Raw genomic sequence first — 26,364 nt, forward strand, 5'->3', positions numbered from 1 at the left:
GAGGTCACGCCTCCCGGCGCACCTCCACCACGCGGAACCGGTTCGCGACGAACGCCCCGTCGGTCAGCGCCGAGTTGGCCGCCGGGTTGCCGCCCGAGCCGTGGAAGTCGGAGAAAGCGGCCGTCTGGTTGACGTACACCCCGCCGGTCAGGTTCAGCGAGAGCTGCGCGGCCTCCTCCAGGCAGGCCTCCTCGATCGCCCGCTCGACGTCCTCGTCGGTCGTGTACGCCCCGACCGTCATCGCGCCCTTCTCCCGGACGGTCCGGCGCAGCAGCTCCACCGCGTCGGCCGCCGAGTCGACGGCGACGGCGAAGGCGACCGGGCCGAAGCACTCGCTCATGTACGCGGCCTCGTCGTCCGGCTTGGCGCCGTCCAGCTTCACGACGACGGGCGTGCGGACCACCGCGCCCGGGAAGTCGGGGTTGGTGATCTCGCGCGAGGCGAGGGCGACTTCGCCGAGGCCGGCGGCCGCCTCGAGGCGGGCCTTGACGTCGGGGTTGACGATGGCGCCGAGCAGGGCGTTCGCGCGCGCGTCGTCGCCCAGCAGGCCGTCGACGGCCTGGGCGAGGTCGGCGGTCACCTCGTCGAAGGACTTCGGGCCCTGCTCGGTGCGGATGCCGTCCCGGGGGATGAGGAGGTTCTGCGGGGTGGTGCACATCTGGCCGCTGTACAGCGACAGCGAGAACGCCAGGTTGGACAGCATCCCCTTGTAGTCGCCGGTCGACTCCACGATCACCGTGTTGACGCCGGCCTTCTCCGTGTAGACCTGCGCCTGGCGGGCGTTGGCCTCCAGCCAGTCGCCGAACGCCGTCGAGCCGGTGTAGTCGATGATCCGGATCTCGGGGCGGACGGCGAGGTTCTTGGCGATGCCCTCATCGGGCCGCTCGGCGGCCAGGGCGACCAGGTTCGGGTCGAAGCCGGACTCCGTGAGCACCTGGCGCGCGACCTGCACCGTGAGCGCGAGCGGCAGCACGGCGCGCGGGTGGGGCTTCACCAGGACGGCATTTCCGGTGGCGAGCGAGGCGAACAGGCCCGGGTAGCCGTTCCACGTGGGGAAGGTGTTGCAGCCGATCATCAAGGCGATCCCGCGCGGGACCGCGGTGAAGCGCTTGGTCAGGGCGAGCGGGTCGCGCTTGCCCTGCGGCTTGGTCCACTCCGCGGTGTCGGGGGTGCGGGCCTGCTCCACGTACGCGTACGCCACCGCTTCCATGCCACGGTCCTGCGCGTGCGGGCCGCCCGCCTGGAACGCCATCATGAACGCCTGGCCGGAGGTGTGCATGACGGCGTGCGCGAACTCGTGCGTCCGGTCGCTGATCCGCTTGAGGATCTCCAGGCAGACCATCGCGCGCAGCTCCGGCCCCGCGTCGCGCCACGCGCGCTGCCCGGCCCGCATGGCGGGCAGCAGCACGTCGATGTCCGCGTGCGGGTAGCTGACGCCCAGATCGAGGCCGTAGGGGGAGACCTCGCCGCCCACCCAGTCGTCCGTGCCGGGCTGGTCCAGCTCGAGGCGGGTGCCGAGCAGGGCGTCGAAGGCGGCCTTGCCCGCGGTCGCGTCCAGGCTGCCGTTCTCCCCGTAGGCCTTCGGGTGCTCGGGGTGCGGGGACCAGTACGCGCGTGTGCGGATGGCTTCCAGCGCCTGGTCGAGGGTCGGCCGGTGCTGGGCGATCAGCTCGTGCGCGGTGAGTTCGGCGGCCATGCGGGACCAACTCCTCGTCTTGTGAGCTCTTCGTCGAGCTCATGACCTGGGCAGAGACATGGGCAGGATCAGGCGGTCAGAGTTAGAGTAACCGAACGATCGGTCGGTTCAAGGGGGTCCGCCGCATCTGTGGAAAACCCCGTGCGGGAGGATCGCGTTCATGACAGCACTCGACCTCAGCAGCCCCGTGGCCGTCGTCGGCAGCGGCACCATGGGCCAGGGCATCGCCCAGGTGGCGCTGGTCGCGGGCCACCCCGTACGGCTGTACGACGCCGTCCCCGGGCGCGCCCGCGAAGCCGCCGACGCGATCGGCGCACGGCTCGACCGGCTCGTCGAGAAGGAGCGGCTCAGCGGCGCCGACCGGGACGCCGCACGCGCCCGTCTGCTCCCCGCCGGGAGCCTCGCCGAGCTCGCCGACTCCGCCCTCCTCGTCGAGGCCGTCCTGGAGCGGCTGGACGTCAAACAGCACCTGCTGCGCGAGCTGGAGGACGTCGTCGCCGAGGACTGTCTGCTCGCGACCAACACCTCCTCGCTGTCGGTGACCGCCATCGGCGGCGGACTGCGCGTCCCGGGCCGTTTCGTCGGCCTGCACTTCTTCAACCCCGCTCCACTGCTGCCACTGGTCGAGGTGGTCTCCGGTTTCGCCACCGACGTCACCTCGGCCACACGCGTGTACGAGACGGCGCGCGCCTGGGGCAAGACGCCGGTGGCCTGCGCCGACACCCCCGGCTTCATCGTCAACCGCATCGCCCGGCCCTTCTACGCCGAGAGCTTCGCCGTCTACGAGGCGCACGGCGCCGACCCCGCCACCATCGACGCCGTGCTGCGCGAGTGCGGCGGCTTCCGCATGGGCGCCTTCGAGCTGACCGACCTGATCGGGCAGGACGTCAACGAGTCCGTGACGCGGTCCGTGTGGCAGTCCTTCTTCCAGGACGTCCGTTTCACACCGTCGCTCGCCCAGCGCCGCCTGGTCGAGTCCGGCCGGCTCGGCCGCAAGTCCGGGCAGGGCTGGTACGACTACCGGGACGGCGCCGAGCGCGCCGAACCGCACACCGCGGAGAGCGCCCAGCCGCCCGCGTACGTCGTCGCGGAGGGCGACCTGGGCCCCGCGTCCGAGCTGCTCGCCCTGATCCGTGAGGCGGGAATCCAGGTCCGCGAGGAGGAAGAGGACCACGGCACCCGGTTCGTGCTGCCCAGCGGCGGCCAGCTGGCCCTCGCCGACGGCCAGACCTCCGTGGAGTTCCGGGACGTCGTCTACTTCGACCTCGCCCTGGACTACCGCAGGGCCACCCGCGTCGCCCTGTCGGCGTCCCAGGACACCTCCCCGCAGACCCTCGCCGAGGCCACCGGCCTGTTCCAGGCGCTCGGCAAGAAGGTCAGCGTCATCGGCGACGTCCCCGGCATGATCGTCGCCCGCACGGTCGCGCGGATCGTCGACCTCGCCCACGACGCCGTCGCCAAGGGCGTCGCCACGGAGGAGGACGTCGACACCGCGATGCGCCTGGGCGTCAACTACCCGCTCGGCCCCTTCGAATGGAGCCGGCGGCTCGGCCGCAACTGGGCGTACGCCCTCCTGGACGACCTGCACCTGCGCGACCCCTCGGGGCGCTACGCCCCCTCCCTCGCGCTCTACCGCCACGCGTACGCCTCCGGCAAGCGGGAGGGCAGTACGTCATGACCACCGCCAAGCGCGACACGTACACCCCGGAGACGCTGCTGTCGGTCGCCGTGCAGGTCTTCAACGAGCGCGGCTACGACGGCACTTCCATGGAGCACCTCTCCAAGGCGGCAGGGATCTCCAAGTCGTCGATCTACCACCACGTCACGGGCAAGGAGGAGCTGCTGCGCCGGGCCGTGAGCCGGGCGCTGGACGGGCTCTTCGGGATCCTCGGCGAGGAGCACGCGCGCGTGGGACGGGCGTCCGGGCGGCTGGAGTACGTCGTCCGGCGCATGGTCGAGGTGCTCATCGCCGAACTGCCGTACGTGACGCTGCTGCTGCGGGTGCGCGGCAACACGGACACCGAGCGGTGGGCGCTGGAGCGGCGCCGCGACTTCGACCACCGCGTCGCCGAGTTGCTGAAGGCGGCCGCCGCGGAGGGGGACGTGCGCGGCGACGTGGAGGTGCGCCTGGCCACGAGGCTGGTCTTCGGCATGATCAACTCGATCGTGGAGTGGTACCGGCCGGACGGGCGGGGCATGGGGGAGCGCGAGGTGGCCGACGCGGTGACGCAGTTGGTGTTCGAGGGGCTGCGCCGGGCGGGCTGAGACGTGGGCACGCGCGCGGGGAGGGGCTGAGTACGCCGCCCGATGCCACTGCCGGGTGCCGGTGGTGGACTCGGGCGCACGGTTCACGACGGCGTCCCCTCCGCGGCCCCGTCCGCCGCGCACCCCACGTGGTGGAGGGCGCCCCCGCCCCGGTGGCCGCCTCGCAGTGGTTCGCGTCCCTCGACGGCCCCGGGGCCTTCGCCGGAGTGGACCACTGGGCCACCGGCATGCTCGTCCTCGTCTGGCTGCTGCCGCCCCGGCCCTCGCGCGGGCCGCGGACGGCGGCGGGCGCGGGGCTCGGCTGTGCGCTGCTCCCCGTGACGTTCCCGATCCCGGGCGCGGCGCCGCCCTCCGGCTGACGGGCTTCAGCCCTGCGGTTCCAGGTCCTCCTCCTCGAACACCAGCAACGTGCGCGTGCTGAGCACCTCGGGGATCGCCTGGAGCCGGGTGAGCACCACCTCGCGCAGCGCCCGGTTGTCCGGGGTGTGCACCAGCAACAGCACATCGAAATCGCCCCCGACGAGGGCGATGTGGGAGGCGCCGGGGAGCTGTCTGAGCTGCTCCCGCACGGTGCGCCAGGAGTTCTGGACGATCTTCAGGGTGATGTACGCCGAGGTCCCCTGACCCGCGCGCTGGTGGTCGACGCGGGCGCCGAAGCCACGGATGACCCCGTCCTCGACGAGCCGGTTGATGCGCGCGTAGGCGTTGGCCCGTGAGACGTGCACACGCTCGGCGACGGACCTTATCGACGAGCGGCCGTCGGCCTGGAGCATCCGCAGGATGTCCTGGTCGATGGCGTCGAGGGGACGCGGCGGCGGCAGGGCGGCACCGGTGTCCTGCCCTTCGGCCATTTGTTCAGATGCCATGTCCCCCCACCTCTCTACCATGGACGTACTGCGTCCATCTCAGGTTGTGGAGAACCGTTTGTCCACAGCCCCGGGTCGCCTGTAGCCAAAATGTGCCGTCGACCGAACAATCGGTAGGTGAGGCGCATCACAGACGCGCGCCTCCCCGAAGCCGCTCCCACGAGGAGGTGCCGTCATGACGGTCATGGAGCAGCGCGGCGCGTATCGTCCGTCGCCGCCGCCCGCCTGGCAGCCCCGTACAGACCCGACGCCGCTGCTGCCCGACGCGGCTCCGTACCGCGTGCTCGGCACCGAGGCCGTGGCGAAGGCCGACCCCGAGCTGCTGCGCCTGCTGTACGCGCAGCTGGTGCGCGGCCGACGGTACAACGCGCAGGCGACCGCCCTCACCAAGCAGGGCCGCCTCGCCGTCTACCCGTCCAGCACCGGCCAGGAGGCCTGCGAGGTCGCCGCCGCGCTGGCCCTCGAGGACCGTGACTGGCTCTTCCCCAGCTACCGCGACACCCTCGCCGCCGTCGTCCGCGGCGTGGACCCCGTCGACGCGCTCACCCTGCTGCGCGGCGACTGGCACACCGGCTACGACCCGCACGCCCACCGCGTCGCCCCCTTGTGCACCCCGCTCGCCACCCAGCTGCCGCACGCCGTCGGCCTCGCGCACGCCGCCCGCCTGAAGGGCGACGACGTGGTCGCGCTGGCGATCGTCGGCGACGGTGGCACCAGCGAGGGCGACTTCCACGAGGCGCTGAACTTCGCCGCCGTATGGCAGGCGCCGGTCGTCTTCCTGGTCCAGAACAACGGCTTCGCGATCTCCGTCCCGCTCGCCAAGCAGACCGCCGCGCCCTCCCTGGCCCACAAGGCCGTCGGGTACGGCATGCCGGGCCGCCTGGTCGACGGCAACGACGCCGCCGCCGTGCACGAGGTCCTCACCGACGCCGTGCGCCACGCGCGCGCGGGGGGCGGTCCGACGCTCGTCGAGGCGGTGACGTACCGCCTGGAGGCGCACACGAACGCCGACGACGACAAGCGCTACCGCCCGGACGGTGAGCTCGAGGTCTGGCGGGACCACGACCCCGTCACGCTCCTGGAGCGGGAGCTGACCGGGCGCGGCTGGCTCGACGAGGCCGGAGCGCAGGCCGCGCGCGAGGACGCCGAGGCGCTCGCCGCCGACATGCGCGCCCGCCTGAACCAGGACCCCCGGCTCGACCCCATGGACCTGTTCGACCACGTCTACGCCGAGCCGACCCCGCAGCTGCGCGAGCAGCAGGCCCTGCTGCGGGCCGAGCTGGCGGCCGGACAGGAGGAGGAGCTGTCATGACCACGGTTGCCGTGAAGCCCGCGACCATGGCCCAGGCCCTCACCCGCGCGCTGCGCGACTCCATGGCCGCCGACCCGTCCGTGCACGTCATGGGCGAGGACGTCGGCACCCTCGGCGGCGTCTTCCGCGTCACCGACGGCCTCGCCGAGGAGTTCGGCGAGGACCGCTGCACGGACACCCCGCTGGCCGAGGCCGGCATCCTCGGCACGGCCGTCGGCATGGCGATGTACGGGCTCAGGCCGGTCGTCGAGATGCAGTTCGACGCGTTCGCCTACCCGTCGTTCGAGCAGCTCGTCAGCCATGTGGCGCGCATGCGCAACCGCACTCGCGGGGCGATGCCCCTGCCGATCACCGTCCGTGTCCCCTACGGCGGCGGCATCGGCGGCGTCGAGCACCACAGCGACTCCTCCGAGGCGTACTACGTGGCGACTCCGGGGCTCCACGTCGTCACGCCGGCGACCGTCGCCGACGCCTACGGCCTGCTGCGCGCCGCCATCGCCTCCGACGACCCGGTCGTCTTCCTCGAGCCCAAGCGTCTGTACTGGTCGAAGGACGCCTGGAACCCGGACGAGCCGGAAACCGTTGAACCCATCGGCCGCGCGGTGGTGCGGCGTTCCGGCCGGAGCGCCACGCTCATCACGTACGGCCCGTCGGTACCCGTCTGCCTCGAAGCCGCCGAGGCGGCCAGGGCCGAGGGATGGGACCTCGAAGTCGTCGACCTGCGCTCCCTGGTGCCGTTCGACGACGAGACGGTCTCGGCCTCGGTACGACGGACCGGGCGAGCGGTCGTCGTCCATGAGGCGGGCGGGTTCGGCGGACCGGGCGGTGAGATCGCGGCCCGGGTCACGGAGCGCTGCTTCCACCACCTGGAGGCGCCGGTGCTGCGCGTGGCAGGGTTCGACATCCCCTACCCGCCGCCGATGCTGGAGAGGCACCATCTTCCCGGCGTCGACCGCATCCTGGACGCCGTGGCGCGTCTGCAATGGGAGGCCGAGAGCTGATGGCACAGGTGCTGGAGTTCAAGCTCCCCGACCTCGGAGAAGGGCTCACCGAGGCGGAGATCGTGCGGTGGCTGGTGCAGGTCGGCGACGTCGTCGCCGTCGACCAGCCGGTCGTCGAGGTCGAGACGGCCAAGGCGATGGTCGAGGTCCCCTGCCCGTACGGAGGCGTCGTCACGGCCCGCTTCGGTGAGGAGGGCGCGGAGCTGCCCGTGGGGGCGCCGCTGCTGACCGTGGCCGTGGGCGCGGAGGCCTCCGGCACGGGGGGCGAGGCTGAGGGCGGACCGGGGGCGGTCTCCGGGGCGGCTCAGGGCACGGGCGCCGACGCGGGTGCGGGGCAGGGCTCCGGTTCGGTCCCGGACGCGGGGCGCGGGCCGGGTACGGCTGAACGTCCCAGTACCGGATCGGGTACGAGGCCAAGTTCGGGTACGGGTTCGGGTGGAGGTTCCAGCACCGCTTCCGCCAACGGCTCAGGCCCGCGGTCCGGCGGCACGGGTTCCGGCAACGTCCTGGTGGGCTACGGCACGGGTGCGCCTGCGGCGCGGCGCCGCAGGGTACGTCCCCAGGCTCCCATAGCTCCCCAGAGGGCAGTGGAGGCCCCGGATGCGCAGGCCGCTCCCGCACCGGCATCCCGGACAGCTGACATCGACGACCATCTCAACGGCGGCCGGGGCGAAGGCCCCGTGCCGGTGATCTCCCCCCTCGTGCGGCGCCTCGCACGCGAGAACGGGCTGGACCTGCGGGAGCTGACGGGCTCCGGCCCCGACGGGCTGATCCTGCGCGCGGACGTGGAGTACGCGCTGCGTGCCGCCGCCGCGCAGGGCCGTTCCGCCCAGGCGCAGGCCGAGCCGCACGCACGCGTGGCTCCCGCGCAGTCCCTCGCACCGCACGCCGCTCCGGCGGACACCGCCACCACGGCCGTCCCGGTCACCCCGGCGCTCGCCTCCGGCACCCGCGTCCCGCTCAAGGGCGTCCGCGGCGCGGTGGCCGACAAGCTCTCCCGCAGCCGGCGGGAGATCCCGGACGCGACCTGCTGGGTGGACGCCGACGCGACGGAGCTGACGCGGGCGCGCACCGCGATGAACGCGGCCGGCGGCCCCAAGATCTCGCTGCTCGCCCTGCTGGCCCGGATCTGCACTGCCGCGATCGCCCGCTTCCCCGAGCTGAACTCCACGGTGGACACGGCGGCCCGGGAGATCGTCCGGCTGGACGAGGTGCACCTGGGCTTCGCCGCGCAGACCGAGCGGGGACTGGTCGTCCCGGTCGTGCGGAACGCGCACACCCTGGATGCCGAGGGCCTGACCGCGGAGTTCGCCCGGCTGACCGAGGCGGGCCGAGCGGGCAGGCTCACCCCCGCGGACCTGACCGGCGGCACCTTCACGCTGAACAACTACGGCGTGTTCGGCGTCGACGGCTCCACGCCGATCATCAACCACCCCGAGGCGGCCATGCTCGGCGTCGGCAGGATCGTCCCCAAGCCCTGGGTGCACGAGGGTGAGCTGGCGGTGCGGCAGGTCGTGCAGCTCTCGCTCACCTTCGACCACCGGGTGTGCGACGGGGGCGTCGCGGGCGGCTTCCTGCGTCATGTCGCGGACTGCGTGGAACAGCCGGCGGTGCTGCTGCGCACCTTGTGACCGGGCGGTCCGCCGGCGTTCCCTGAGACGGCCAGCGGCACGCATACTCAGGGGGTGAGCGAGAAGCAGCGCACCGCACCTGACGACCACGGCGGCTACGACGCCGTGGTGCTCGCCGGGGGTGCGGCGCGGCGGCTGGGCGGTGCCGACAAGCCCGGCGTCCGGGTGGGCGGACGGGCGCTGCTCGACCGGGTGCTGGCCGCCTGCGCGGACGCCCGGACCACCGTCGTCGTCGCCGACCCCAGGCCCACGGCACGCCCCATGACCTGGGCACGCGAGGACCCGCCGGGCGGTGGACCGCTCGCCGCCCTCGCCGCCGGCCTGCCTCTGACCGTCTCCGGGCGGGTGGTGGTCCTCTCCGCCGACCTGCCCTTTCTCGGCGCGTCCACGGTCAAGGGTCTGCTCGCCGAGCTGGACGCGGGTACGGCGGACGGCGTGCTGCTCACCGACCCCGACGGCCGTGACCAGCCGCTCGTGGCGGCCTACCGCGCGGAGCGCCTGCGCGGGACCCTCGCGCGTCTCGGTGCCCGCAACGGCGGCCTCACCGGCCTGCCTCTGCGGCTCCTCACCTCCGAACTCCACCTCACCCGCGTCCTCGACCCTGTCGCGTCCTTCGACTGCGACACCTGGGACGACATCGCCACTGCCAGGTCACGTATCAGGGAGCATGGGCTCGTGTTGGACGAATGGATCTCCGCAGTGAAGGACGAGCTGGGCATCGACCTCGACGTCGACACCGGTGTCCTGCTGGATCTCGCCCGCGACGCGGCGCACGGGGTGGCACGCCCCGCGGCGCCGCTGACGACCTTCCTCGTCGGCTATGCGGCGGCCCGGGCCGGCGGCGGCCCCGAAGCCGTCGCCGAGGCCTCCCGCAAGGCCACCGCCTTGGCGCTGCGCTGGGCGGAGGAGGACGACGCCGCCAGGGACGGCGCGGCCTCCGCCGAGCCCCGCCCGGACGCCGGATGACCGCCGCCCCCGGCGTCCATGGCGGCGAGGACGTCGATCCGCCGGACGTCAAGGATCGGGGTGCCGGGAAGCAGGGCATCGAGGACCGGGATGTGGAGGAGGCGCTGGCACTCGTGAAGGAGGACCGGGACAGGGCCCGTCGCCGCGACGACGCCCCTGACCGCACCAGCTCCCCTCGCCGGGACACCGCTCCCGCCGAGGACCACGCCGGCGTCCCCACCCCCGCCGCCGGTCCGGGAACGCGCACGCCCCGCACCCGGAGCCGCACACCCGAACACGGCACCTCCCGGCAAGGCGCCTCACCACACGACACCCCTCAGCACGGCACCCCCCACGGAGCCGCCCCTCAGCCCCGCATCCCCCAGGACCGTCACCACAAGGCCACCCCCTGGCCCGAGGCCCGCGAGATCGCCACCCGTGCTCCCCTGGCCCGCGTCCGCCGTGCTCCCGTCCCGGTCGCCCTCGACGCCGCCCTCGGCCTCACTCTGGCCGCACCCCTGACCGCCCTCACGGACCTCCCCTCCTTCGACACCTCGGCGATGGACGGCTGGGCGGTCGCCGGGCCCGGCCCTTGGGTGGTACGGGAAGAGGACGTTCTCGCGGGCCACGCGGCACGCACACGCCTCGACGACGGCGAGGCCGTCCGGATCGCCACCGGTGCCCGGATCCCGCCGGACACCACCGCGGTACTGCGCAGTGAGCACGGCCGTACCGACGACCGGGGCAGGCTGCACGCCACCCGCGATCCGGGCCACGGACAGGACATCCGCCCACGCGGTCAGGAATGCCGCAGCGGCGACCAGTTGCTGCCGCCCGGTACGACGGTGACCCCCGCCGTGCTGGGCCTCGCCGCGGCCGCCGGGTACGACACCCTCACCGCCGTGCCCCGCCCCCGCGCCGATGTCCTGGTCCTCGGCGACGAACTGCTCACCGAGGGACTTCCGCACGACGGACTCATCCGGGACGCCCTAGGCCCCATGCTGCCGCCCTGGCTGCGGGCACTCGGCGCCGAGGTCACGTCGGTGCGGAGGCTCGGCGACGACGCGGACGCCCTGCATGAGGCGATCACGGCCAGCGACGCCGACCTCGTCGTCACGACCGGCGGCACCGCCTCGGGCCCCGTCGACCACGTCCAGCCCACCCTGCGCCGTGTCGACGCCGAACTCCTGGTCAACGGGGTCAAGGTGCGACCGGGTCACCCCATGCTGCTGGCCCGCACCAAGGAGAACCAGCACCTGGTCGGCCTGCCCGGCAACCCGCTGGCCGCCGTCTCCGGGCTGCTCACCCTCGCGGAGCCCCTGCTCCGGATGCTCGCGGCCCGCCCGGAACCAGAGCCATGCCTGCTGCCCCTGCGGGAGGCCGTGCACGGACACCCGTACGACACCAGGCTCGTCCCGGTCGTCCTGCGCGCCGGCCAGGCGGTACCGCTGCACTACAACGGCCCCGCCATGCTGCGCGGCGTCGCCGCCGCCGACGCCCTGGCGGTCGTACCGCCGGGCGGCGCACGAGCCGGTCAGGCCGCGGAGATCCTGGAACTGCCGTGGAGCACGTCGGGTCTCGGGCGGTGTTTCACGTGAAACACCGCACGTCTGCCGTCAGGCAGCGGTCACCGGTCGGCTGACCGTGATGACCCGGTCCCCCGCCCGCAGTTCCGTCCGCCATCCGTCGGTGTAGCCCAGCACCTTCCTGTCCCGCACGACCGCCACCACCAGATCCGCGCACTCGCGAGGGGTCCGGCCCACCTCGGCCGGGCCCACCGGACGTTCGATCAGGTCCATGCCGCTGCCGAGGGTCATGAGGTCCTCCAGCGTCCGGGCGACGGCGGGGCTGGCCGTGAACGTGCCGAGCAGCCGGCCGGCCGAGCTGGAGCTGGTCACGACGGTGTCAGCGCCGCTCTGCTTGAGCAGGGGCACGTTCTCGTCCTCGCGGACGGCCGCGACGATCGTGGCGTGCTTGTTCAGCTGGCGTGCGGTGAGGGTGATCAGGGTGGCCGTCTCGTCGCGCTGCGGGGCGATGATCACGCGGTTGGCACGGTGGATCTCCGCCTTGAGCAGGGTCTCCGAGCGTGTGGCGTCGCCGGTCACGGCTACCAGGCCGTCGTCGCCGGCCGCGTCGGCGGTCTTGCGCTGGGCGTCGACGACGACGATGCGCTCCTTGCCGATGCCCTGCCCGACCAGGGTCTCCACGGCGTGCCGGCCCTTGGTGCCGTACCCGACGACCACGACATGGTCCCGGGTCCGGGCGCGCCAGCGGTGGATGCGGACCTGCTGGCGGGTGCGCTCGGTGAGCACCTCCAGGGTCGTGCCGACCAGGATGATCAGGAAGAGCACCCGCAACGGTGTGATGACGAAGATGTTGGTGAGCCGGGCGGCCTCGCTGACCGGGGTGATGTCGCCGTACCCGGTGGTGGAGAGCGTGACGGTGGCGTAGTACGCGGCGTCGAGCAGGTCCACGGAGCCGTCGGAGTTGTCGTTGTATCCCTCGCGGTCCACGTAGACGATCAGGACCGTGACGGCCAGCACCAGTATGGCCACGAACAGGCGCTTGAGGACCTGCTGGAGCGGCGGTACGACGTTCTGCACCGGCATGGTGATGGAGCGGCCCGCCTCGGCGTCGTCGCGGGCCTCCGTGCGTGAGCGGCTCCACAGGGACCGCAACAGCGCAGACCTCGCCCCCCGCGCGGTCGCATGGTCGTCGTCCCTCATCGCTGTGCCCCCTGCGGTGTCGTCTGACTGTCGGGTCCATCGTTCCGCACCGCGGCCGGTGCGGACGCCCTGCCCCCCGTTGCGACACGCCGAACCGGGGTGGGCTGTTGTCCGGCCGCTCGGTAGCGTCGGATCCGACGTCCGGGAGCCGTACCCGCTCGGCTGCCGCATATCCCGCTGGAGGTCCTCCTTGCGCGACCACACCGTCGTCGTCGGCTTCGGTACGAAGGGCCGGGCGGCGATCCAGGCCGTCTGCGCCACCGGGCTGAGGAAGGAACAGGTCGTGGTGATCGACCCCAGCGCCAAGGCGGTCGACGCCGCGACGGCGCAGGGCTACGCCGCCGTGCTCGGGGACGCGACACGAAGTGACGTACTGAAGCGGGCCGAGGTACTGCGGGCGGGGCAGATCATCATCGCGACCCAGCGTGACGACACGGCAGTGCTGGTGGCGCTGACGGCCCGGCAGCTCAACCGGAACGCGACGATCGTGGTCGCGGTGCGCGAGGAGGAGAACGCGCCGCTGCTGCGGCAGTCCGGCGCCGACGAGGTCATCACCAGCGCCGGCGCGGCCGGACGGCTGCTCGGCCTGTCCGTACTCAGCCCCGCCGCGGGGCTGGTGATGGAGGATCTGATCCGCCAGGACAGCGGACTGGACGTCGTCGACCGGCCGGTGACCAGGGCGGAGGTGGGCCGGAGCCCACGCGAGACCGACGACCTGGTGATCAGCGTCGTACGCGGCCACCGGGTACTGCACTACGACGATCCGGCCGTACGGACGCTGGAGCTGACGGACCGTGTGATCACCATCGTGCCCCGGGCAGCACCGGTGAAGCCGCGCGGCGCCACGCCGGAGACACCTTGGAGCATCGCCCCGGAAATGCCCCGGAACCCCGCCCCGGACAGGCCGAGGGCTGCCGACCCAGGGCCCCGGCGGACCGACGCACCCGAGTAGCCGGAGAATGCCGCGCCGGGGTCGTGGCGGACTGCCGTTGGCGCCCGGTGTCGCCGTGGAGGCGCGCCTGTCGGGCCGAGGCGGTGCCGCGTCGACGTCTCGGACCGGATCCGCCGTGTTGTCGCGGCGGGGTATCCGAGTGGCCGTGGAGTGCGGTGCCGGTGTGGTGTCGCGGACCGGTTCTCCGGTCGGGCCGGGGCCACGCATCCGAGGGGCCGAGGCGGTGCCGCGCCCGTCGCCCCGAGGACCAGGCCGACGACGTCCGGGACCCCTGGCCGGGGCCTTGCCCTGGCATCCGCGGCGGACCGCCACCCCCGTCACGCCGCGTGCCGCGCCGGAGGCGTGGCCCGGCACGCGGGGACGAGCTCGGCTACTTGCGGTTGTAGAGCCGCATCGTGATCGGGCCGAAGACCAGGACGAACACGCCCGCCCAGCCCAGCGACCAGGCGATCTCGCCGGCCGGCCAGTCGCCGGCCATCAGCCCCCGTACCGCGGAGGCCAGATGGGTGACCGGGCTGTTGTTGACGAACGCCTGGAGCCAGCCGGGCATCGTGCGCGGGTCGACGAAGACGTTGGACAGGAAGGTCAGCGGGAAGATCACCATCATGCTGACGCCCATCACCGACTTCTCGGTGCGCAGCATCAGCCCGAACATCGTCCAGATCCACGAGAACGCGAACGAGAAGACCACCAGCAGCGCGATCCCGGCGAGCACACCGCCGACCCCGCCGTCCGGCCGGTAGCCGAGGATCATGCCGACGGTCAGCATGACCACCGAGGCGATGGAGTAGCGCAGGGCGTCGCCGAGCAGGTAGCCCACCATGGTCGACGGCCGCCAGATGGGCAGGCTGCGGAACCGGTCGAAGACGCCCTTCTCGATGTCCGTGTTGACCGAGACGCCGGTGTACATCGTGATCATCACGACCGACATCACCAGGATGCCCGGCAGCAGGAACTGGATGTACTCCTTCGGCGAGCCGGCCAGCGCCCCGCCGAACAGGTACGTGTACATCAGCACCATCATGATCGGGAAGGCGGTGACGTCGAAGAGCTGCTCCGGCACGTGCTTGATCTTCAGGATCGCCCGCCAGCCGAAGGTCAGTGACGCCGACAGGGCGCTCGGCCGGGGCGGCCGCTCCTTGGCCACCAGCAGGGCGGCGAGCGACTCGGTGCTGACGGGGGCGAGTTCCTTGGTCTCCGTGGTGGTCGCGGTGCTCATGCGGCTGCCCCGTCCTTCGCGTCCTGAGCCTGCGGCTCGTCGTGCACGTTGGTGTCGTGTCCGGTGAGGGCGAGGAAGACCTCGTCCAGGCTCGGCTGGCCCAGTGAGAAGTTGTCGACGACGACGCCGGCGCGGGCCAGTTCGGCGAGGGCCGCGGCGGCCTGCTCGGCGGCGCCCTGGCCGTTCGAGGCACCGCCGACGCGCGCGGTGAGCGCCACCGGGTCCGGTTCCAGCTGTACGTCCGCCTGGAGCACCTGGCGCAGCACCCGCGAGGCCTCCGGCCGCTGCTCAGCCTCCCGCAGCCGCAGATGGACGGAGCCCGCCCCGACGGACGCCTTCAGCTCGCCCTTGGTGCCCTCGGCGATCACCCTGCCGCGGTCGATCACGGCGATCCGGGAGGCCAGCTGGTCGGCCTCGTCCAGGTACTGCGTCGTCAGCAGCACTGTCGTGCCCTGGGCGACGACCGCGCGGACGATGTCCCACACCTGGTTGCGGCTGCGCGGGTCGAGACCGGTGGTCGGCTCGTCCAGGAACAGCAGGTCGGGCGTGTTCAGGATGGACGCGGCGATGTCGATGCGGCGCCGCATACCGCCGGAGTAGTTCTTGACCTGCTTCGCGGCCGCGTCGGCGAGTCCGAAGGCCTCCAGCAGCTGGCCGGCGCGCTCCCGCGCGGCCTTCTTGTGGTGGCCGAGGAGGCGACCGAGCAGGACGAGGTTCTCGGTGCCGGTCAGGTCCTCGTCCACGGACGCGTACTGCCCGGTCAGGCTGACCCGGCCGCGTACCTCGTCCGCCTCCCGGACGACGTCGTGGCCGAAGACGTGGGCCTCGCCGCCGTCCGGCCTGAGCAGGGTGGCGAGCATTTTCACGGTGGTGGTCTTCCCGGCGCCGTTCGGACCGAGGACGCCGTACACCGTGCCGGTGGGCACGGCCAGGTCGACGCCGTCCACGGCCCTCGTCTCGCCGAACGTCTTCACCAGGCCCGCGGTCTCGATGGCCAGACCGGGCGTCTGCTGGCTCATGGTGTGTGTGTCCTTCCGCGTACGTGGGCTACGCCTGGGGAGACCCATACCGTCGCGCAAACTCATCGGTCGCGCACAGGGTTTTCCCGGCGGACCGGACCAATGACCGAGGGGCCTCGGCCTGGAGACGGAGGAGTAGCGTCCCCCTATGCATGCGATCACGATTCCCGAACCTGGTGGGCCCGAGGCGCTGGTGTGGGACGAGGTCCCGGATCCGGTCGCCGGAGACGGTGAGGTACTGGTCGAGGTGGTGGCCAGCGCCGTGAACCGGGCCGACGTCCTGCAGCGCCAGGGCTTCTACAACCCCCCGCCCGGCGCATCCCCCTACCCCGGACTGGAATGCTCCGGCCGGATCGCCGCGGTGGGCGCCGGGGTCGCCGGCTGGGCCGTCGATGACGAGGTGTGCGCGCTGCTCTCCGGCGGCGGTTACGCCGAGAAGGTGGCCGTTCCCGCAGGTCAGCTGCTGCCCGTGCCCGGCGGTCTCGACGTCCGGCAGGCCGCGGCGCTGCCCGAGGTCGTCTGCACGGTCTGGTCGAACGTTTTCATGGTCTCCCAGCTGCGCCCCGGCGAGACCTTCCTCGTGCACGGCGGCTCCAGCGGCATCGGCACCATGGCGATCCAGCTGGCCAAGGCCGTCGGCGCCAAGGTCGCCGTCACCGCGGGCACCAAGGAGAAGCTGGAGCGCTGCGCCGAGCTCGGCGCGGACATCCTGATCAACTACCGCGAGCAGGACTTCGTCGAGGAGATCCGGCAGGCCACGGCCGGTGAGGGCGCCGACGTCATCCTCGACAACATGGGCGCCAAGTACCTCGACCGCAACGTCCAGGCGCTCGCCGTCAACGGCCGGCTGGCGATCATCGGTATGCAGGGCGGCGTCAAGGCCGAGCTGAACATCGGTGCCCTGCTCGGCAAGCGCGCCGCGATCAGCGCGACCTCGCTGCGCGCCCGTCCGCTCGGCGAGAAGGCGGCCATCGTCGCCGCCGTCCGCGAACACGTCTGGCCGCTGCTCGACTCCGGCCGGGTCCGCCCGGTGGTCGACCGCGAGCTGCCCATGCGGGACGCCCCCGACGCCCACCGTCTGCTGGAGGAGAGCGGCCACGTCGGAAAGGTGCTGCTGGTCATGGCGTGACGAAGGCCCTGCGGGCCGCGCCGGGGCCGGCAGGGCCTCATTCCCCCGCCCGGCGCACCCGCAGCGCCACGAAGGCCAGCCCGAACCCGAGGCCGATGAGCACCAGGCCGCTGCCCAGCGGCAGGACCCGCAGCACCGGCCCGGACGGATCGGCGCCGGTCACCGCCTGCACGTCCTCGTCCGTGGCGGCCCCGGGGTCGGACGCCGGCGGCGACGCGGGTGCGTCGTCGGCGGCTCCGGTGCCGCTCGGGTGTGCCGTCTCCGTCCCGGGCCCCGGCTCCTCCGGCCGCCCGGGACGCAGCCGCCCCTCCCCGGCCCGGCTCCCGGCCCAGCTCGGATCCACGGAGTCGGAGACGGAGGGAGCGGGGGAGGGAGGGCCGGAGCGTTGCCTCGCGATGGACGGCACGTCATCCGCGCCCGTCCCCGCGAACGACGGCCCCGCCGTCTCGTACGACGCCACCGCCTCGCACCCGAGCACGACCGCGCTGAGCGCCAGTCCCAGCACCACCCCCGCCGCACGCCTGACACGCCATCCTGGAGTCACGTCCGTGACCCCCTCCCGGAAACAGGTCGCCACAATCGACGGCACAAGCCTCACATCAGCGGCAGGTCATGGCATTCCGGGCGCCGCCAAGTGGTCGTAACGAACAGGCGTCATTGGTGGATCACCCCACACGGGGGGCGCCTCGGTGATGGGGTGGACGGGTGCGAGAGAATGACGGCATGGAGATGCCGAGGAACGAACGGTCGTCGGATAACGCCCAGAAGATCCTGGTCGTGGGCCAGGACGGCATGGCACTCGGCGGCGGTGGAGACGACGACTCCCATGAGACTCCGCTGACCGAGCAGGTCGAGCAGCCGGCCAAGGTGATGCGGATCGGCAGCATGATCAAACAGCTCCTGGAGGAGGTGCGCGCGGCTCCCCTCGACGAGGCCAGCAGGGTCCGGCTCAAGGAGATCCACGCGAGCTCGGTGAAGGAGCTGGAGGACGGCCTGGCGCCGGAGCTGGTGGAGGAGCTGGAGCGGCTCTCCCTGCCGTTCACCGACGAGGGAACCCCCAGCGACGCCGAACTGCGGATCGCCCAGGCCCAGTTGGTCGGCTGGCTGGAGGGGCTCTTCCACGGGATCCAGACCACGCTGTTCGCCCAGCAGATGGCCGCGCGTGCCCAGTTGGAACAGATGCGCCGGGCCCTGCCGCCGGGCATCGGCCAGGAGGGCGACGACCCCCGCACGGTCGGCCGCTCGGGCGGCCCGTACCTGTAAGGCCCCTGCCCTTCAAGGGCACCTCCGCCCTTCAAGGGCACCCGCGCCCTTCGAGGGCACCCGCCCCTTGCAGGGACGCGCACCCTTCAAGGACACCGCACAAGGGCCCGGCATGAGCCGGGCCCTTCCTCTTTCCGTTCTTGCCGTTCTTCTCCGCGTTCTCCCCGTCCTCTGCCCGGGCCGACGGCTCAGGAAGGCGGATAGCCCGTCGAGACCTCCAGCAGGAGCTCCGGCATGTCCTCCGGGTCCGCGTCCGTCCCCGCGGACGGGAACTGGTTCATGACCGTGTCCTTGCCGTACGTGTTCTCGTGGACCTCTTTGGTCTTCAGCTGCCAGCCGGCGGCCTGGAGGCACTCCTTGACCGAGGTGAGGTTCTTGAACTGGAAGTTCGGGATCCGGATCTTGTCGGGGTCGTTGTACGCCTCCTCCGGTTCCGTGCACTCCTCCTTCTCGATCGTCTTCGCCGTGTCCGGCCCCCGGTAGCCCGGCACTTCGGTCGACGACGCGGAGGTGCTCGCCTCGCCGCCCCCGCCCTTGTTTGCGCCGTCGCCGCCGTTCAGCGCGAGAGCCGCGGCCAGGCCGCCGACCGCGACCAGGGCGACCACGACCGAGCCGATGATCACCGGCCTGTTGCTCCTGCCGCCGCTCGCGGGTGTCCGGCCCTGCGGCGTGATGTTGTACGGCGGCGGGGTGCCCGGGGTCGGCTGGTGCCCGTACGGGGAGTGCGGCGTCTGGTAGCCGCCCTGCTGCGGATAGCCGTACGCCGGGGAGGGCGTCGGCGTGCCGTACGGGTTCGGCGCCGGGTGGGGCTGGTACGGCGTCTGCAGACCGCTCTGGGGCGGCGCCGGAGTCGCCTGGTCGACCGGCGGGAACACCGCGGAGCCGACGCCCGCGCCGCTCTGCGTCGGTGCGCCCGGCACGATGCTCGGCGGGGCCGCCTGGAAGGACGCCGCCACGCGCAGGCACTCGTCGCGCATGGACTCGGCCGTCGGGAAGCGCTCGCTCGGGTTCTTCTTCAGCGCGCGGGCGATCAGCGCGTCCACGGCCGGCGGCAGCGCCCGGTTGATGGAGGACGCGGCCGGCGGCTCCTCCTGCACATGCGCGTACGCGATGGCCAGCGGCGAGTCCGCGTCGAACGGCAGCCGCCCGGTGACCAGTTGGAACAGCATGATGCCGACCGAGTAAAGGTCGGAGCGGGCGTCCACGCCGCGGCCGAGCGCCTGCTCCGGCGAGAGGTACTGCGGGGTGCCGACGACCATGCCGGTCTGCGTCATCGACGTGACCCCGGACTGCATGGCGCGCGCGATGCCGAAGTCCATGACCTTGACGACGCCACGCTTGGTCACCATCACGTTGCCCGGCTTGATGTCCCGGTGGACCAGGCCCATCTCATGGCTGATCTCGAGCGCCGCGAGCACGTCCGCCGTGACCTTCAGCGCCTTGTCGGCGGGCATCGCGCCGGCCCGCCGTACGTCCTCGTCGAGCACCGAGCCGAGCGGGCGGCCCTCGACGTACTCCATGACGATGTACGGCGTCGTCAGCCCGCCGAGATCGTCCTCGCCGGTGTCGAAGACCGAGACGATGTTGGTGTGCGTGAGCTTCGCCACTGCCTGCGCCTCACGGCGGAAGCGCTCGCGGAAGGCCTGTTCGCGGCCCAGCTCGGTGTGCAGGGTCTTGATGGCGACCTGGCGGTCGAGCACGGCGTCGTACGCGAGGTGCACCGAGGCCATGCCGCCCTGGCCGAGCAAGTCACGCAGCTGATACCGGCCACCGGCGAGTGCCCGCCCCGTGTACCGGCCCTGTGCGCCGTCCTGGCTCATGTTCCGTATCCCCCGTGGGCCTTCAGGCGCCGTTGATCGAAAGTGCTACTCCCGGCCAAGTCTGCCCCAGGGCACCGACACGTCAAGCTCGGTGCCCGTTCCGTGACCGTAAGCGAAAGAAGCGTCGCGGAAGCGTTACAGCGGCCGTACGGCCGGTACACAGGATTTGCACGGCGCGACGGCGCGAGGGTTTCATGACCGGTTCGACGGCCGTCCGTCCTGGACCGGTCCCTGTGTCCATCTCGGACCGGCGGCTTGTGTGAAGGCTGTAGCGTGGCCGACGGAGACCGTGACAACACCGCGCGCACCGCGGGCAGAAACGACGGCGAGGACCGATGGCACAGCAGCAGCGCGCTCAGGGCCCGTCCGACCCCGAGGCGACTGGCGGCGGGATGTCAGATGCGCCGGAAATGTGGGGTAACGGAGGGCTTGTCGGGGATGGCCGGTACCGGCTGACCGGCAGACTCGGCCGGGGCGGCATGGCCGAGGTGTTCGCGGCCGAGGACGTGCGCCTCGGGCGCACCGTGGCCGTCAAGCTGCTGCGCGCGGACCTCGCCGAGGACCCGGTGTCCAAGGCCCGCTTCACGCGCGAGGCGCAGTCGGTGGCCGGCCTCAACCACCACGCCATCGTCGCCGTGTACGACTCCGGCGAGGACGTCGTGGGCGGCCAGTCGGTGCCGTACATCGTGATGGAGCTGGTCGAGGGCCGCACCATCCGCGATCTGCTGCACAACGCCGAGGCGCCCGGCCCGGAGCAGGCCCTGATCATCGTCTCCGGCGTCCTGGAGGCGCTCGCCTACTCGCACCAGCACGGCATCGTGCACCGCGACATCAAGCCGGCGAACGTCATCATCACCCACAACGGCGCCGTGAAGGTGATGGACTTCGGCATCGCCCGCGCCCTGCACGGGGCGTCCACGACGATGACGCAGACCGGCATGGTCATGGGCACCCCGCAGTACCTCTCCCCGGAGCAGGCGCTCGGCAAGGCCGTCGACCACCGCTCCGACCTGTACGCGACGGGCTGCCTGCTGTACGAACTGCTCGCACTGCGCCCGCCGTTCGTCGGTGAGACTCCGCTCTCGGTGGTCTACCAGCACGTCCAGGACATCCCCACCCCGCCGTCGGAGCTCCACGAGGGCTCGCCGCCGGAGCTGGACGGCCTCGTCATGCGCTCGCTCGCCAAGGAGCCCGACGACCGCTTCCAGACGGCGGAGGAGATGCGCGGGCTCGTCCAGTACGGCCTGCAGATGCTGTACGACCAGGGCCCCCACACCGGCACCTGGAACACCGGTCCCGTCACCGCGCAGGACTCCGGGAAGACCCCGGCCATGGGCATGGCGGGCACAGCCGTACTGCCGCACTCGGCCGAGGGCACCACGCAGATCCCGCAGCCGATGATCCCGGGCCACGGTGGCCGCGACGACGGAGGTTTCGAGGGGCACGGCAACAAGGGCAGCGGCCGGGGCAAGCTGTGGATCCTCGCCGTGCTCGCGGTGATCGCCATCTCGGCCGGTGTCGCGCTGGCGCTGAACAACGGCGGGGGCGGCCAGGGCGGCAGCGGCACCACGCCGACGCCGACCAGCTCGCAGGCCACCGACGAGGAGACCTCCAGCGAGCAGCCGAGCGATCGGCCGAGCGACGACTCCACGGACACCTCCACCGAGGACAGCGGCAACCCCGGCTCCGGCTGGGGCGACTACTCGCCGTCGTACACCCCGTCGGACCCCCCCTCGTACACGCCCAGCGACAAGCCCACCGACACGGACCCGACGTACACCGCGCCGACGGACCCGGAGCCTTCCGACCCCGAGCCGACGGACCCGGAGCCCTCCGACCCCGAGCCGAGCGAGCCGGAGCCGACGGGTGGCACGCTCGAGGGCCTGACCGAGGGCGCCTCGGGCGGCTGATCCGCAGCGCCGGCATCGCCGGCGAGGACCCCTCACGCGCGTGTGCGGGCCCCACCGGGCTCCACGCGCGCGTGCCGTCGGGCGGGCCGGCCCCGCTCAGTCCACGAACGCCCCGCACACCGCGTCGTACTCGCGCGTCCACCACACCGCCAGTGCCGAGGCGGCCGGGAACTGGGGGTCGGCGCGGGTGTCACCGCGTTCGTAGTGCCAGCGGAGCATCCAGAAGTCGTTCAGCCGCTCCCACCACACGCGGTGCACGGCCGCGGCGAGCTCCGAGGGCGTGGCCCCGGCGGCACGCCGGTACGCGCGCGCGTAGGCCCGCACCTTCGGCAGGTCGAGGGTCCCGACGGGCCGTACGAAGAAGATCGCGGCGGCGCGTACGGCCTCCTCGGCGCGGGGCTGCACGCCGAGCCGGTCCCAGTCCACGATCGCTGCGGGCGCGTTTCCCCGGTAGAGCAGGTTGAACGGGTGGAAGTCGCCGTGCACCCAGCCCACCGAGCCCCCGCGCGGGGGGCGCCGGCCGGCGTGCCGCTCCAGCAGCGCGCGCCGCTCCAGGAGGCGGTGGCGGGCCAGTTCGTCGAACGAGTCGGCGGGGCGGTGGCGGCGTACGCGCGCGAGGAGGTCGTCGATGAGGTCGAACGTGTCGGCGGGATCGGCGCTCTCCACGGGGTGGGGGCTGGTCGCCGGGGGCGTGCGCCCCTTGGGCGGCATCACGCGGTCCAGGATCGCGTGAACGGCGCCGAGCAGCGCTCCCAGGCGCGCGCACTGCCCCGCGCTGAGCTGCCCGCCGTGCCGGTGCCTGCCGTCGATCCACGGGTGCAGGGCGTACGCGTGGCCGCCCACCACCGCGACCGTGCGCCCGTCACGACCGGCCAGCGGCGGCGCCACCGGGACGCCGAGGTCCGCCAGCCGCTGGGTGGCCCGGTGCCGGCGTTCGATGGCGGCGGGATCGGCGGTGTCGGGGTCGAAGTGGTGCTTGAGGAAGTAGCGGCCGCGGGTGGTGCAGAGCCGGTAGCCCCGGTTGAGCAGGCCCTGGTCGACGGGGTCGCAGGTGAGGGCGGAACCGGCGGCGTACTGGCGCAGAAGGGCGCTCAGCGGGGGCGCATGGGGTACGGGGGGTGGTACACAAGGGCGCGGCACGCGGCAGATGCTAGGGCACCTGCCGGGCGCGTGAGCTGGGCGTTGTCACACGAAGTCGCCGACGGTCGCTTTCGGTCACAAGTGCAGCCCAAGTGCGTTTCGCGTGTCACGAGGGCGGTTCTGGGGGCGGCTCCTGCCGCGGTCGGCGGCTGGGGAGGGCCGGCTCCGGACTGCGGCCCCGGTGTGCTGCCCCGGTGTGCGGCCCCGGCATGCGTCCCGAGGGACGGTCGCGCGGCCGGGCGCGGGTGCGTGGTCAGCGTGGTCATCACCGCGTTCACGGGCGCGGTCACTCGCGGGCCCGTTCACAGGCGGACCCGAATCGCTGTGAGTGTTTCCCGGCCTGCATTCGCGCCACATATGCCGCTGCCTGCGAACGCCTCCGCATTCCGAGTTTGGCGAGCAGCCCGGAAACGTAATTCTTGATCGTTTTCTCGGCGAGATGCAGTTCGGCGCCGATCTGCCGGTTGGTGAGCCCCTCGCCGATCAGATCGAGAATCCGGCGCTCCTGGCCGGTCAGCCGCGCGAGCCGCGCGTCGTCCTCGGTGCCGCTGCCGCCGTCGCGCAGCCGCTCCAGGACCCGGGCCGTCGCCACGGGGTCCAGCAGCGACCTCCCGGCCGCGACGTCCCGCACGGCCGACAGCAGCTCCCCGCCCCGGACGGCCTTGAGGACGTACGCGGAGGCGCCCGCCACGATCGCGTCGAAGAGGGCCTCGTCGTCGGCGAACGACGTCAGCATCAGACACCGGACGGTGTCGCCCCGGGCGCGGATCTCGCGGCACACCTCGACGCCGCTGCCGTCCGGGAGGCGCACGTCGAGCACCGCGACGTCCGGCCGGGTCGCCGGAATCCGCACCAGCGCGTCGGCCGCCGTACCCGCCTCGCCGACCACCTCGATGTCGCCCTCCACCGAGAGCAGCTCGTGCACGCCACGCCGGACGACCTCGTGGTCGTCGAGCAGAAATACCCGTATTTTTCGGTTTTCGCGCACGAGGTCAGTCTCACATACAGCTCTTCCCGAGAGCTGGGTGAGCGGGATAACGTGCCGGTGTTCCGGCCCCCTGCAAGGCTGTGACCAGGCCCCCTTCCCGGCTTTTCGATTTACTTGGATTTCCAAGCAAAAACGCAGGTCAGGGAGGGTTTCACAGAAATGTGGAGCACTGGGTAACGTGACCGTTGCAGGGCGCTCGCCGGGGCACCTGTCACGCCTGTTCCGGCCGAGCGGCACCCACCCCGTGCACGGGAACGGAACAGGTGAGCCGCACTGGCTTTCCCGGCAATCCCGGGGGCCGGACCGACGGAGGAGCACACGTGACCGTGGAGAGCACTGCCGCGCGCAAGCCGCGACGCAGCGCCGGAGGCAAAGCCGGCACCAAGCGCACCACCCGCAACACCGCCCAGAACACCGACCCCGAGCTCGTACAGCTTCTGACGCCCGAGGGCGAGCGCGTCAAGAACGCCGAGTACGAGCGGTACGTGGACGGCATCACCCCGGACGAGCTCCGCGGCCTCTACCGCGACATGGTGCTCACCCGTCGCTTCGACGCCGAGGCCACCGCCCTGCAGCGCCAGGGCGAGCTGGGCCTGTGGGCGTCCCTGCTCGGCCAGGAGGCCGCCCAGATCGGCTCCGGCCGCGCCACCCGCGAGGACGACTACGTCTTCCCCACCTACCGCGAGCACGGCGTCGCCTGGTGCCGCGGGGTCGACCCGGCCAACCTGCTCGGCATGTTCCGCGGCGTGAACAACGGCGGCTGGGACCCGAACGGCAACAACTTCCACCTCTACACGATCGTCATCGGCTCCCAGACGCTGCACGCCACCGGCTACGCGATGGGCGTCGCCAAGGACGGCGCGGACTCGGCGGTCATCGCCTACTTCGGTGACGGCGCCTCCAGCCAGGGCGACGTCGCTGAATCGTTCACCTTCTCCGCGGTCTACAACGCCCCCGTGGTGTTCTTCTGCCAGAACAACCAGTGGGCGATCTCCGAGCCCACCGAGAAGCAGACCCGCGTGCCCCTGTACCAGCGCGCCCGCGGCTACGGCTTCCCGGGCGTCCGCGTCGACGGCAACGACGTGCTGGCCTGTCTCGCGGTCACCAAGTGGGCGCTGGAGCGGGCCCGCAGCGGCGAGGGCCCGACGCTGGTCGAGGCGTACACCTACCGCATGGGCGCCCACACCACCTCCGACGACCCGACGCGCTACCGGCACGACGACGAGCGCGCCGCCTGGGAGGCGAAGGACCCGATCCTGCGCCTTCGCCGCCACCTGGAGGCCGCAAACCACGCGGACGAGGGATTCTTCGCGGAACTGGAGGCCGAGAGCGAGGCGTTGGGCAGGCGAGTGCGCGAAGCGGTCCGTGCGATGCCCGACCCGGACCGTTTCGCCATCTTCGAGAACGTGTACGCGGACGGGCACGCGCTCGTCGACGAGGAGCGAGCCCAGTTCGCCGCCTACCAGGCGTCGTTCACGGACGTAGAGGGGGTCTGAACATGGCTGTGGAGAAGATGGCCCTGGCCAAGGCGATCAACGAGTCGCTGCGGCACGCCCTGGAGGCCGACCCCAAGGTCGTCGTCATGGGCGAGGACGTCGGCAAGCTCGGCGGCGTGTTCCGCGTGACCGACGGCCTGCAGAAGGACTTCGGCGAGAGCCGCGTCATCGACACCCCGCTCGCCGAGTCCGGCATCGTCGGCACGGCGATCGGCCTGGCTCTGCGCGGGTACCGACCCGTCGTCGAGATCCAGTTCGACGGCTTCGTCTTCCCGGCGTACGACCAGATCGTCACGCAGCTCGCCAAGATGCACGCGCGCTCGCTCGGCAAGGTGAAGCTCCCGGTCGTCGTCCGTATCCCCTACGGCGGCGGCATCGGCGCGGTCGAGCACCACTCGGAGTCCCCCGAGTCGCTCTTCGCACACGTGGCGGGCCTGAAGATCGTCTCCCCGTCCAACTCCTCGGACGCCTACTGGATGATGCAGCAGGCCATCCAGAGCGACGACCCGGTGATCTTCTTCGAGCCCAAGCGGCGCTACTGGGACAAGGGCGAGGTCAGCACGGAGGCCATCCCCGGCCCGCTGCACAAGGCGCGCGTCACCCGTGAGGGCACCGACCTCACCCTCGCCGCCTACGGCCCGATGGTGAAGCTCTGCCACGAGGTCGCCGACGCGGCCGCCGAGGAGGGCAAGTCGCTGGAGGTCCTCGACCTGCGCTCGATCTCACCGCTGGACTTCGACTCCATCCAGGCGTCGGTCGAGAAGACCCGCCGCCTGGTCGTCGTCCACGAGGCGCCGGTGTTCTTCGGTTCCGGCGCGGAGATCGCCGCCCGGATCACCGAGCGCTGCTTCTACCACCTGGAGGCACCCGTGCTCAGGGTCGGCGGCTACCACGCCCCCTACCCGCCGGCCCGCCTGGAGGAGGAGTACCTGCCCGGCCTGGACCGGGTGCTGGACGCCGTCGACCGCTCGCTGGCGTACTGAGGA

The 26,364-nt window shown here is 72.3% G+C and carries 22 protein-coding genes and 1 pseudogene; 14 read left to right on the plus strand and 9 right to left on the minus strand.

Features of this window, described 5'->3' with window-relative positions; translation table 11 throughout:
* Positions 1–4: 4 nt before the first annotated feature.
* The gene (gene paaN, locus ACGF8A_RS02225) at positions 5–1,696 is read right to left on the minus strand and encodes a phenylacetic acid degradation protein PaaN (protein ID WP_393103302.1); all 1,692 of its coding nucleotides are present in this window, start codon (positions 1,694–1,696) and stop codon (positions 5–7) included.
* 160 nt (positions 1,697–1,856) lie between these two features.
* On the opposite strand from paaN, the gene ACGF8A_RS02230 reads away from it, so the two are divergent.
* The 3 genes from ACGF8A_RS02230 (at position 1,857) to ACGF8A_RS02240 (ending at position 4,320) form a co-directional block, all read left to right on the plus strand.
* Positions 1,857–3,374 (plus strand): 3-hydroxyacyl-CoA dehydrogenase, encoded by a 1,518-nt coding sequence (locus ACGF8A_RS02230; RefSeq protein ID WP_393103304.1) that lies wholly within the window; start codon positions 1,857–1,859, stop codon positions 3,372–3,374.
* Complete coding sequence (locus ACGF8A_RS02235; RefSeq protein WP_393103306.1) at positions 3,371–3,961, plus strand: TetR/AcrR family transcriptional regulator; 591 nt, start codon at positions 3,371–3,373, stop codon at positions 3,959–3,961. Before ACGF8A_RS02230 ends, ACGF8A_RS02235 begins: the two co-directional genes overlap by 4 nt.
* A 128-nt stretch (positions 3,962–4,089) precedes the next feature.
* A complete protein-coding gene (locus ACGF8A_RS02240) occupies positions 4,090–4,320 on the plus strand; it encodes a hypothetical protein (RefSeq protein ID WP_393103308.1) in 231 nt (76 codons plus the stop codon).
* A gap of 6 nt (positions 4,321–4,326) precedes the next feature.
* Here the strand turns inward: ACGF8A_RS02240 and ACGF8A_RS02245 are convergent, their stop codons facing one another.
* Positions 4,327–4,827, minus strand: a complete 501-nt coding sequence (locus tag ACGF8A_RS02245; protein WP_393103310.1) for an Lrp/AsnC family transcriptional regulator — start codon at positions 4,825–4,827, stop codon at positions 4,327–4,329.
* Between the two features lie 175 nt (positions 4,828–5,002).
* Here ACGF8A_RS02245 and pdhA (ACGF8A_RS02250) point away from each other — a divergent pair, with 175 nt between their 5' ends.
* The 5 genes from pdhA (ACGF8A_RS02250) to ACGF8A_RS02270 are packed head-to-tail and all read left to right on the plus strand — an operon-like array spanning position 5,003 to position 11,314.
* Positions 5,003–6,139: a pyruvate dehydrogenase (acetyl-transferring) E1 component subunit alpha gene (gene pdhA, locus ACGF8A_RS02250; RefSeq protein WP_393103312.1), complete on the plus strand. Its 1,137-nt coding sequence runs from the start codon at positions 5,003–5,005 to the stop codon at positions 6,137–6,139.
* Positions 6,136–7,140: an alpha-ketoacid dehydrogenase subunit beta gene (locus tag ACGF8A_RS02255; RefSeq protein WP_393103314.1), complete on the plus strand. Its 1,005-nt coding sequence runs from the start codon at positions 6,136–6,138 to the stop codon at positions 7,138–7,140. The genes pdhA (ACGF8A_RS02250) and ACGF8A_RS02255 overlap by 4 nt, the downstream gene beginning before the upstream one ends.
* Positions 7,140–8,771 (plus strand): dihydrolipoamide acetyltransferase family protein, encoded by a 1,632-nt coding sequence (locus ACGF8A_RS02260; RefSeq protein WP_393103316.1) that lies wholly within the window; start codon positions 7,140–7,142, stop codon positions 8,769–8,771. Before ACGF8A_RS02255 ends, ACGF8A_RS02260 begins: the two co-directional genes overlap by 1 nt.
* A 54-nt stretch (positions 8,772–8,825) precedes the next feature.
* The gene (locus ACGF8A_RS02265) at positions 8,826–9,737 is read left to right on the plus strand and encodes a DUF6457 domain-containing protein (RefSeq protein ID WP_393103318.1); all 912 of its coding nucleotides are present in this window, start codon (positions 8,826–8,828) and stop codon (positions 9,735–9,737) included.
* The gene (locus ACGF8A_RS02270) at positions 9,734–11,314 is read left to right on the plus strand and encodes a molybdopterin molybdotransferase MoeA (RefSeq protein ID WP_393103320.1); all 1,581 of its coding nucleotides are present in this window, start codon (positions 9,734–9,736) and stop codon (positions 11,312–11,314) included. Before ACGF8A_RS02265 ends, ACGF8A_RS02270 begins: the two co-directional genes overlap by 4 nt.
* Before the next feature lie 18 nt (positions 11,315–11,332).
* On the opposite strand, the gene ACGF8A_RS02275 is transcribed toward ACGF8A_RS02270, so the two are convergent.
* On the minus strand, positions 11,333–12,442 hold the full coding sequence (locus ACGF8A_RS02275; protein WP_393103322.1) for a potassium channel family protein: 1,110 nt from the start codon (positions 12,440–12,442) through the stop codon (positions 11,333–11,335).
* Between the two features lie 166 nt (positions 12,443–12,608).
* Between ACGF8A_RS02275 and ACGF8A_RS02280 the strand changes: the two are divergent.
* A pseudogene (locus ACGF8A_RS02280) lies at positions 12,609–13,394 on the plus strand (potassium channel family protein); the annotation flags it as partial.
* 370 nt (positions 13,395–13,764) lie between these two features.
* On the opposite strand, the gene ACGF8A_RS02285 reads toward ACGF8A_RS02280, so the two are convergent.
* Both ACGF8A_RS02285 and ACGF8A_RS02290 read right to left on the minus strand, forming a co-directional pair.
* A complete protein-coding gene (locus tag ACGF8A_RS02285) occupies positions 13,765–14,613 on the minus strand; it encodes an ABC transporter permease (protein ID WP_393103324.1) in 849 nt (282 codons plus the stop codon).
* A complete protein-coding gene (locus ACGF8A_RS02290) occupies positions 14,610–15,632 on the minus strand; it encodes an ATP-binding cassette domain-containing protein (RefSeq protein WP_393103326.1) in 1,023 nt (340 codons plus the stop codon). The genes ACGF8A_RS02285 and ACGF8A_RS02290 overlap by 4 nt, the downstream gene beginning before the upstream one ends.
* 148 nt (positions 15,633–15,780) lie before the next feature.
* Here ACGF8A_RS02290 and ACGF8A_RS02295 point away from each other — a divergent pair, with 148 nt between their 5' ends.
* Positions 15,781–16,761 carry an NAD(P)H-quinone oxidoreductase gene (locus ACGF8A_RS02295; RefSeq protein ID WP_393103328.1) on the plus strand — a complete coding sequence of 327 codons (981 nt, stop codon included), beginning with the start codon at positions 15,781–15,783 and terminating at the stop codon, positions 16,759–16,761.
* Positions 16,762–16,798: 37 nt separating this feature from the next.
* On the opposite strand, the gene ACGF8A_RS02300 is transcribed toward ACGF8A_RS02295, so the two are convergent.
* Positions 16,799–17,305: a hypothetical protein gene (locus tag ACGF8A_RS02300; protein WP_393103330.1), complete on the minus strand. Its 507-nt coding sequence runs from the start codon at positions 17,303–17,305 to the stop codon at positions 16,799–16,801.
* A gap of 179 nt (positions 17,306–17,484) precedes the next feature.
* Between ACGF8A_RS02300 and ACGF8A_RS02305 the strand changes: the two genes are divergently transcribed.
* Positions 17,485–18,024 (plus strand): bacterial proteasome activator family protein, encoded by a 540-nt coding sequence (locus ACGF8A_RS02305; protein WP_393103332.1) that lies wholly within the window; start codon positions 17,485–17,487, stop codon positions 18,022–18,024.
* 188 nt (positions 18,025–18,212) lie between these two features.
* Here the strand turns inward: ACGF8A_RS02305 and ACGF8A_RS02310 are convergent, their stop codons facing one another.
* On the minus strand, positions 18,213–19,844 hold the full coding sequence (locus tag ACGF8A_RS02310; RefSeq protein WP_393103334.1) for a protein kinase: 1,632 nt from the start codon (positions 19,842–19,844) through the stop codon (positions 18,213–18,215).
* 335 nt (positions 19,845–20,179) lie between these two features.
* Here ACGF8A_RS02310 and ACGF8A_RS02315 point away from each other — a divergent pair, with 335 nt between their 5' ends.
* Entirely contained in the window at positions 20,180–21,754 is a 1,575-nt protein-coding gene (locus tag ACGF8A_RS02315) for a protein kinase (protein WP_393103336.1), read from the plus strand.
* Between the two features lie 96 nt (positions 21,755–21,850).
* On the opposite strand, the gene ACGF8A_RS02320 is transcribed toward ACGF8A_RS02315, so the two are convergent.
* A complete protein-coding gene (locus tag ACGF8A_RS02320; protein ID WP_393103338.1) occupies positions 21,851–22,894 on the minus strand; it encodes a phosphotransferase in 1,044 nt (347 codons plus the stop codon).
* Between the two features lie 286 nt (positions 22,895–23,180).
* Positions 23,181–23,882 (minus strand): response regulator, encoded by a 702-nt coding sequence (locus ACGF8A_RS02325; RefSeq protein ID WP_393103340.1) that lies wholly within the window; start codon positions 23,880–23,882, stop codon positions 23,181–23,183.
* 320 nt (positions 23,883–24,202) lie between these two features.
* On the opposite strand from ACGF8A_RS02325, the gene pdhA (ACGF8A_RS02330) reads away from it, so the two are divergent.
* Positions 24,203–25,378: a pyruvate dehydrogenase (acetyl-transferring) E1 component subunit alpha gene (gene pdhA, locus ACGF8A_RS02330; RefSeq protein WP_393103342.1), complete on the plus strand. Its 1,176-nt coding sequence runs from the start codon at positions 24,203–24,205 to the stop codon at positions 25,376–25,378.
* A 2-nt stretch (positions 25,379–25,380) separates the two neighbouring features.
* Positions 25,381–26,361: an alpha-ketoacid dehydrogenase subunit beta gene (locus ACGF8A_RS02335; RefSeq protein ID WP_393103344.1), complete on the plus strand. Its 981-nt coding sequence runs from the start codon at positions 25,381–25,383 to the stop codon at positions 26,359–26,361.
* Positions 26,362–26,364: the final 3 nt, after the last annotated feature.

It is taken from the genome of Streptomyces sp. NPDC047706 (assembly GCF_043204795.1).
Lineage (GTDB): Bacteria > Actinomycetota > Actinomycetes > Streptomycetales > Streptomycetaceae > Streptomyces.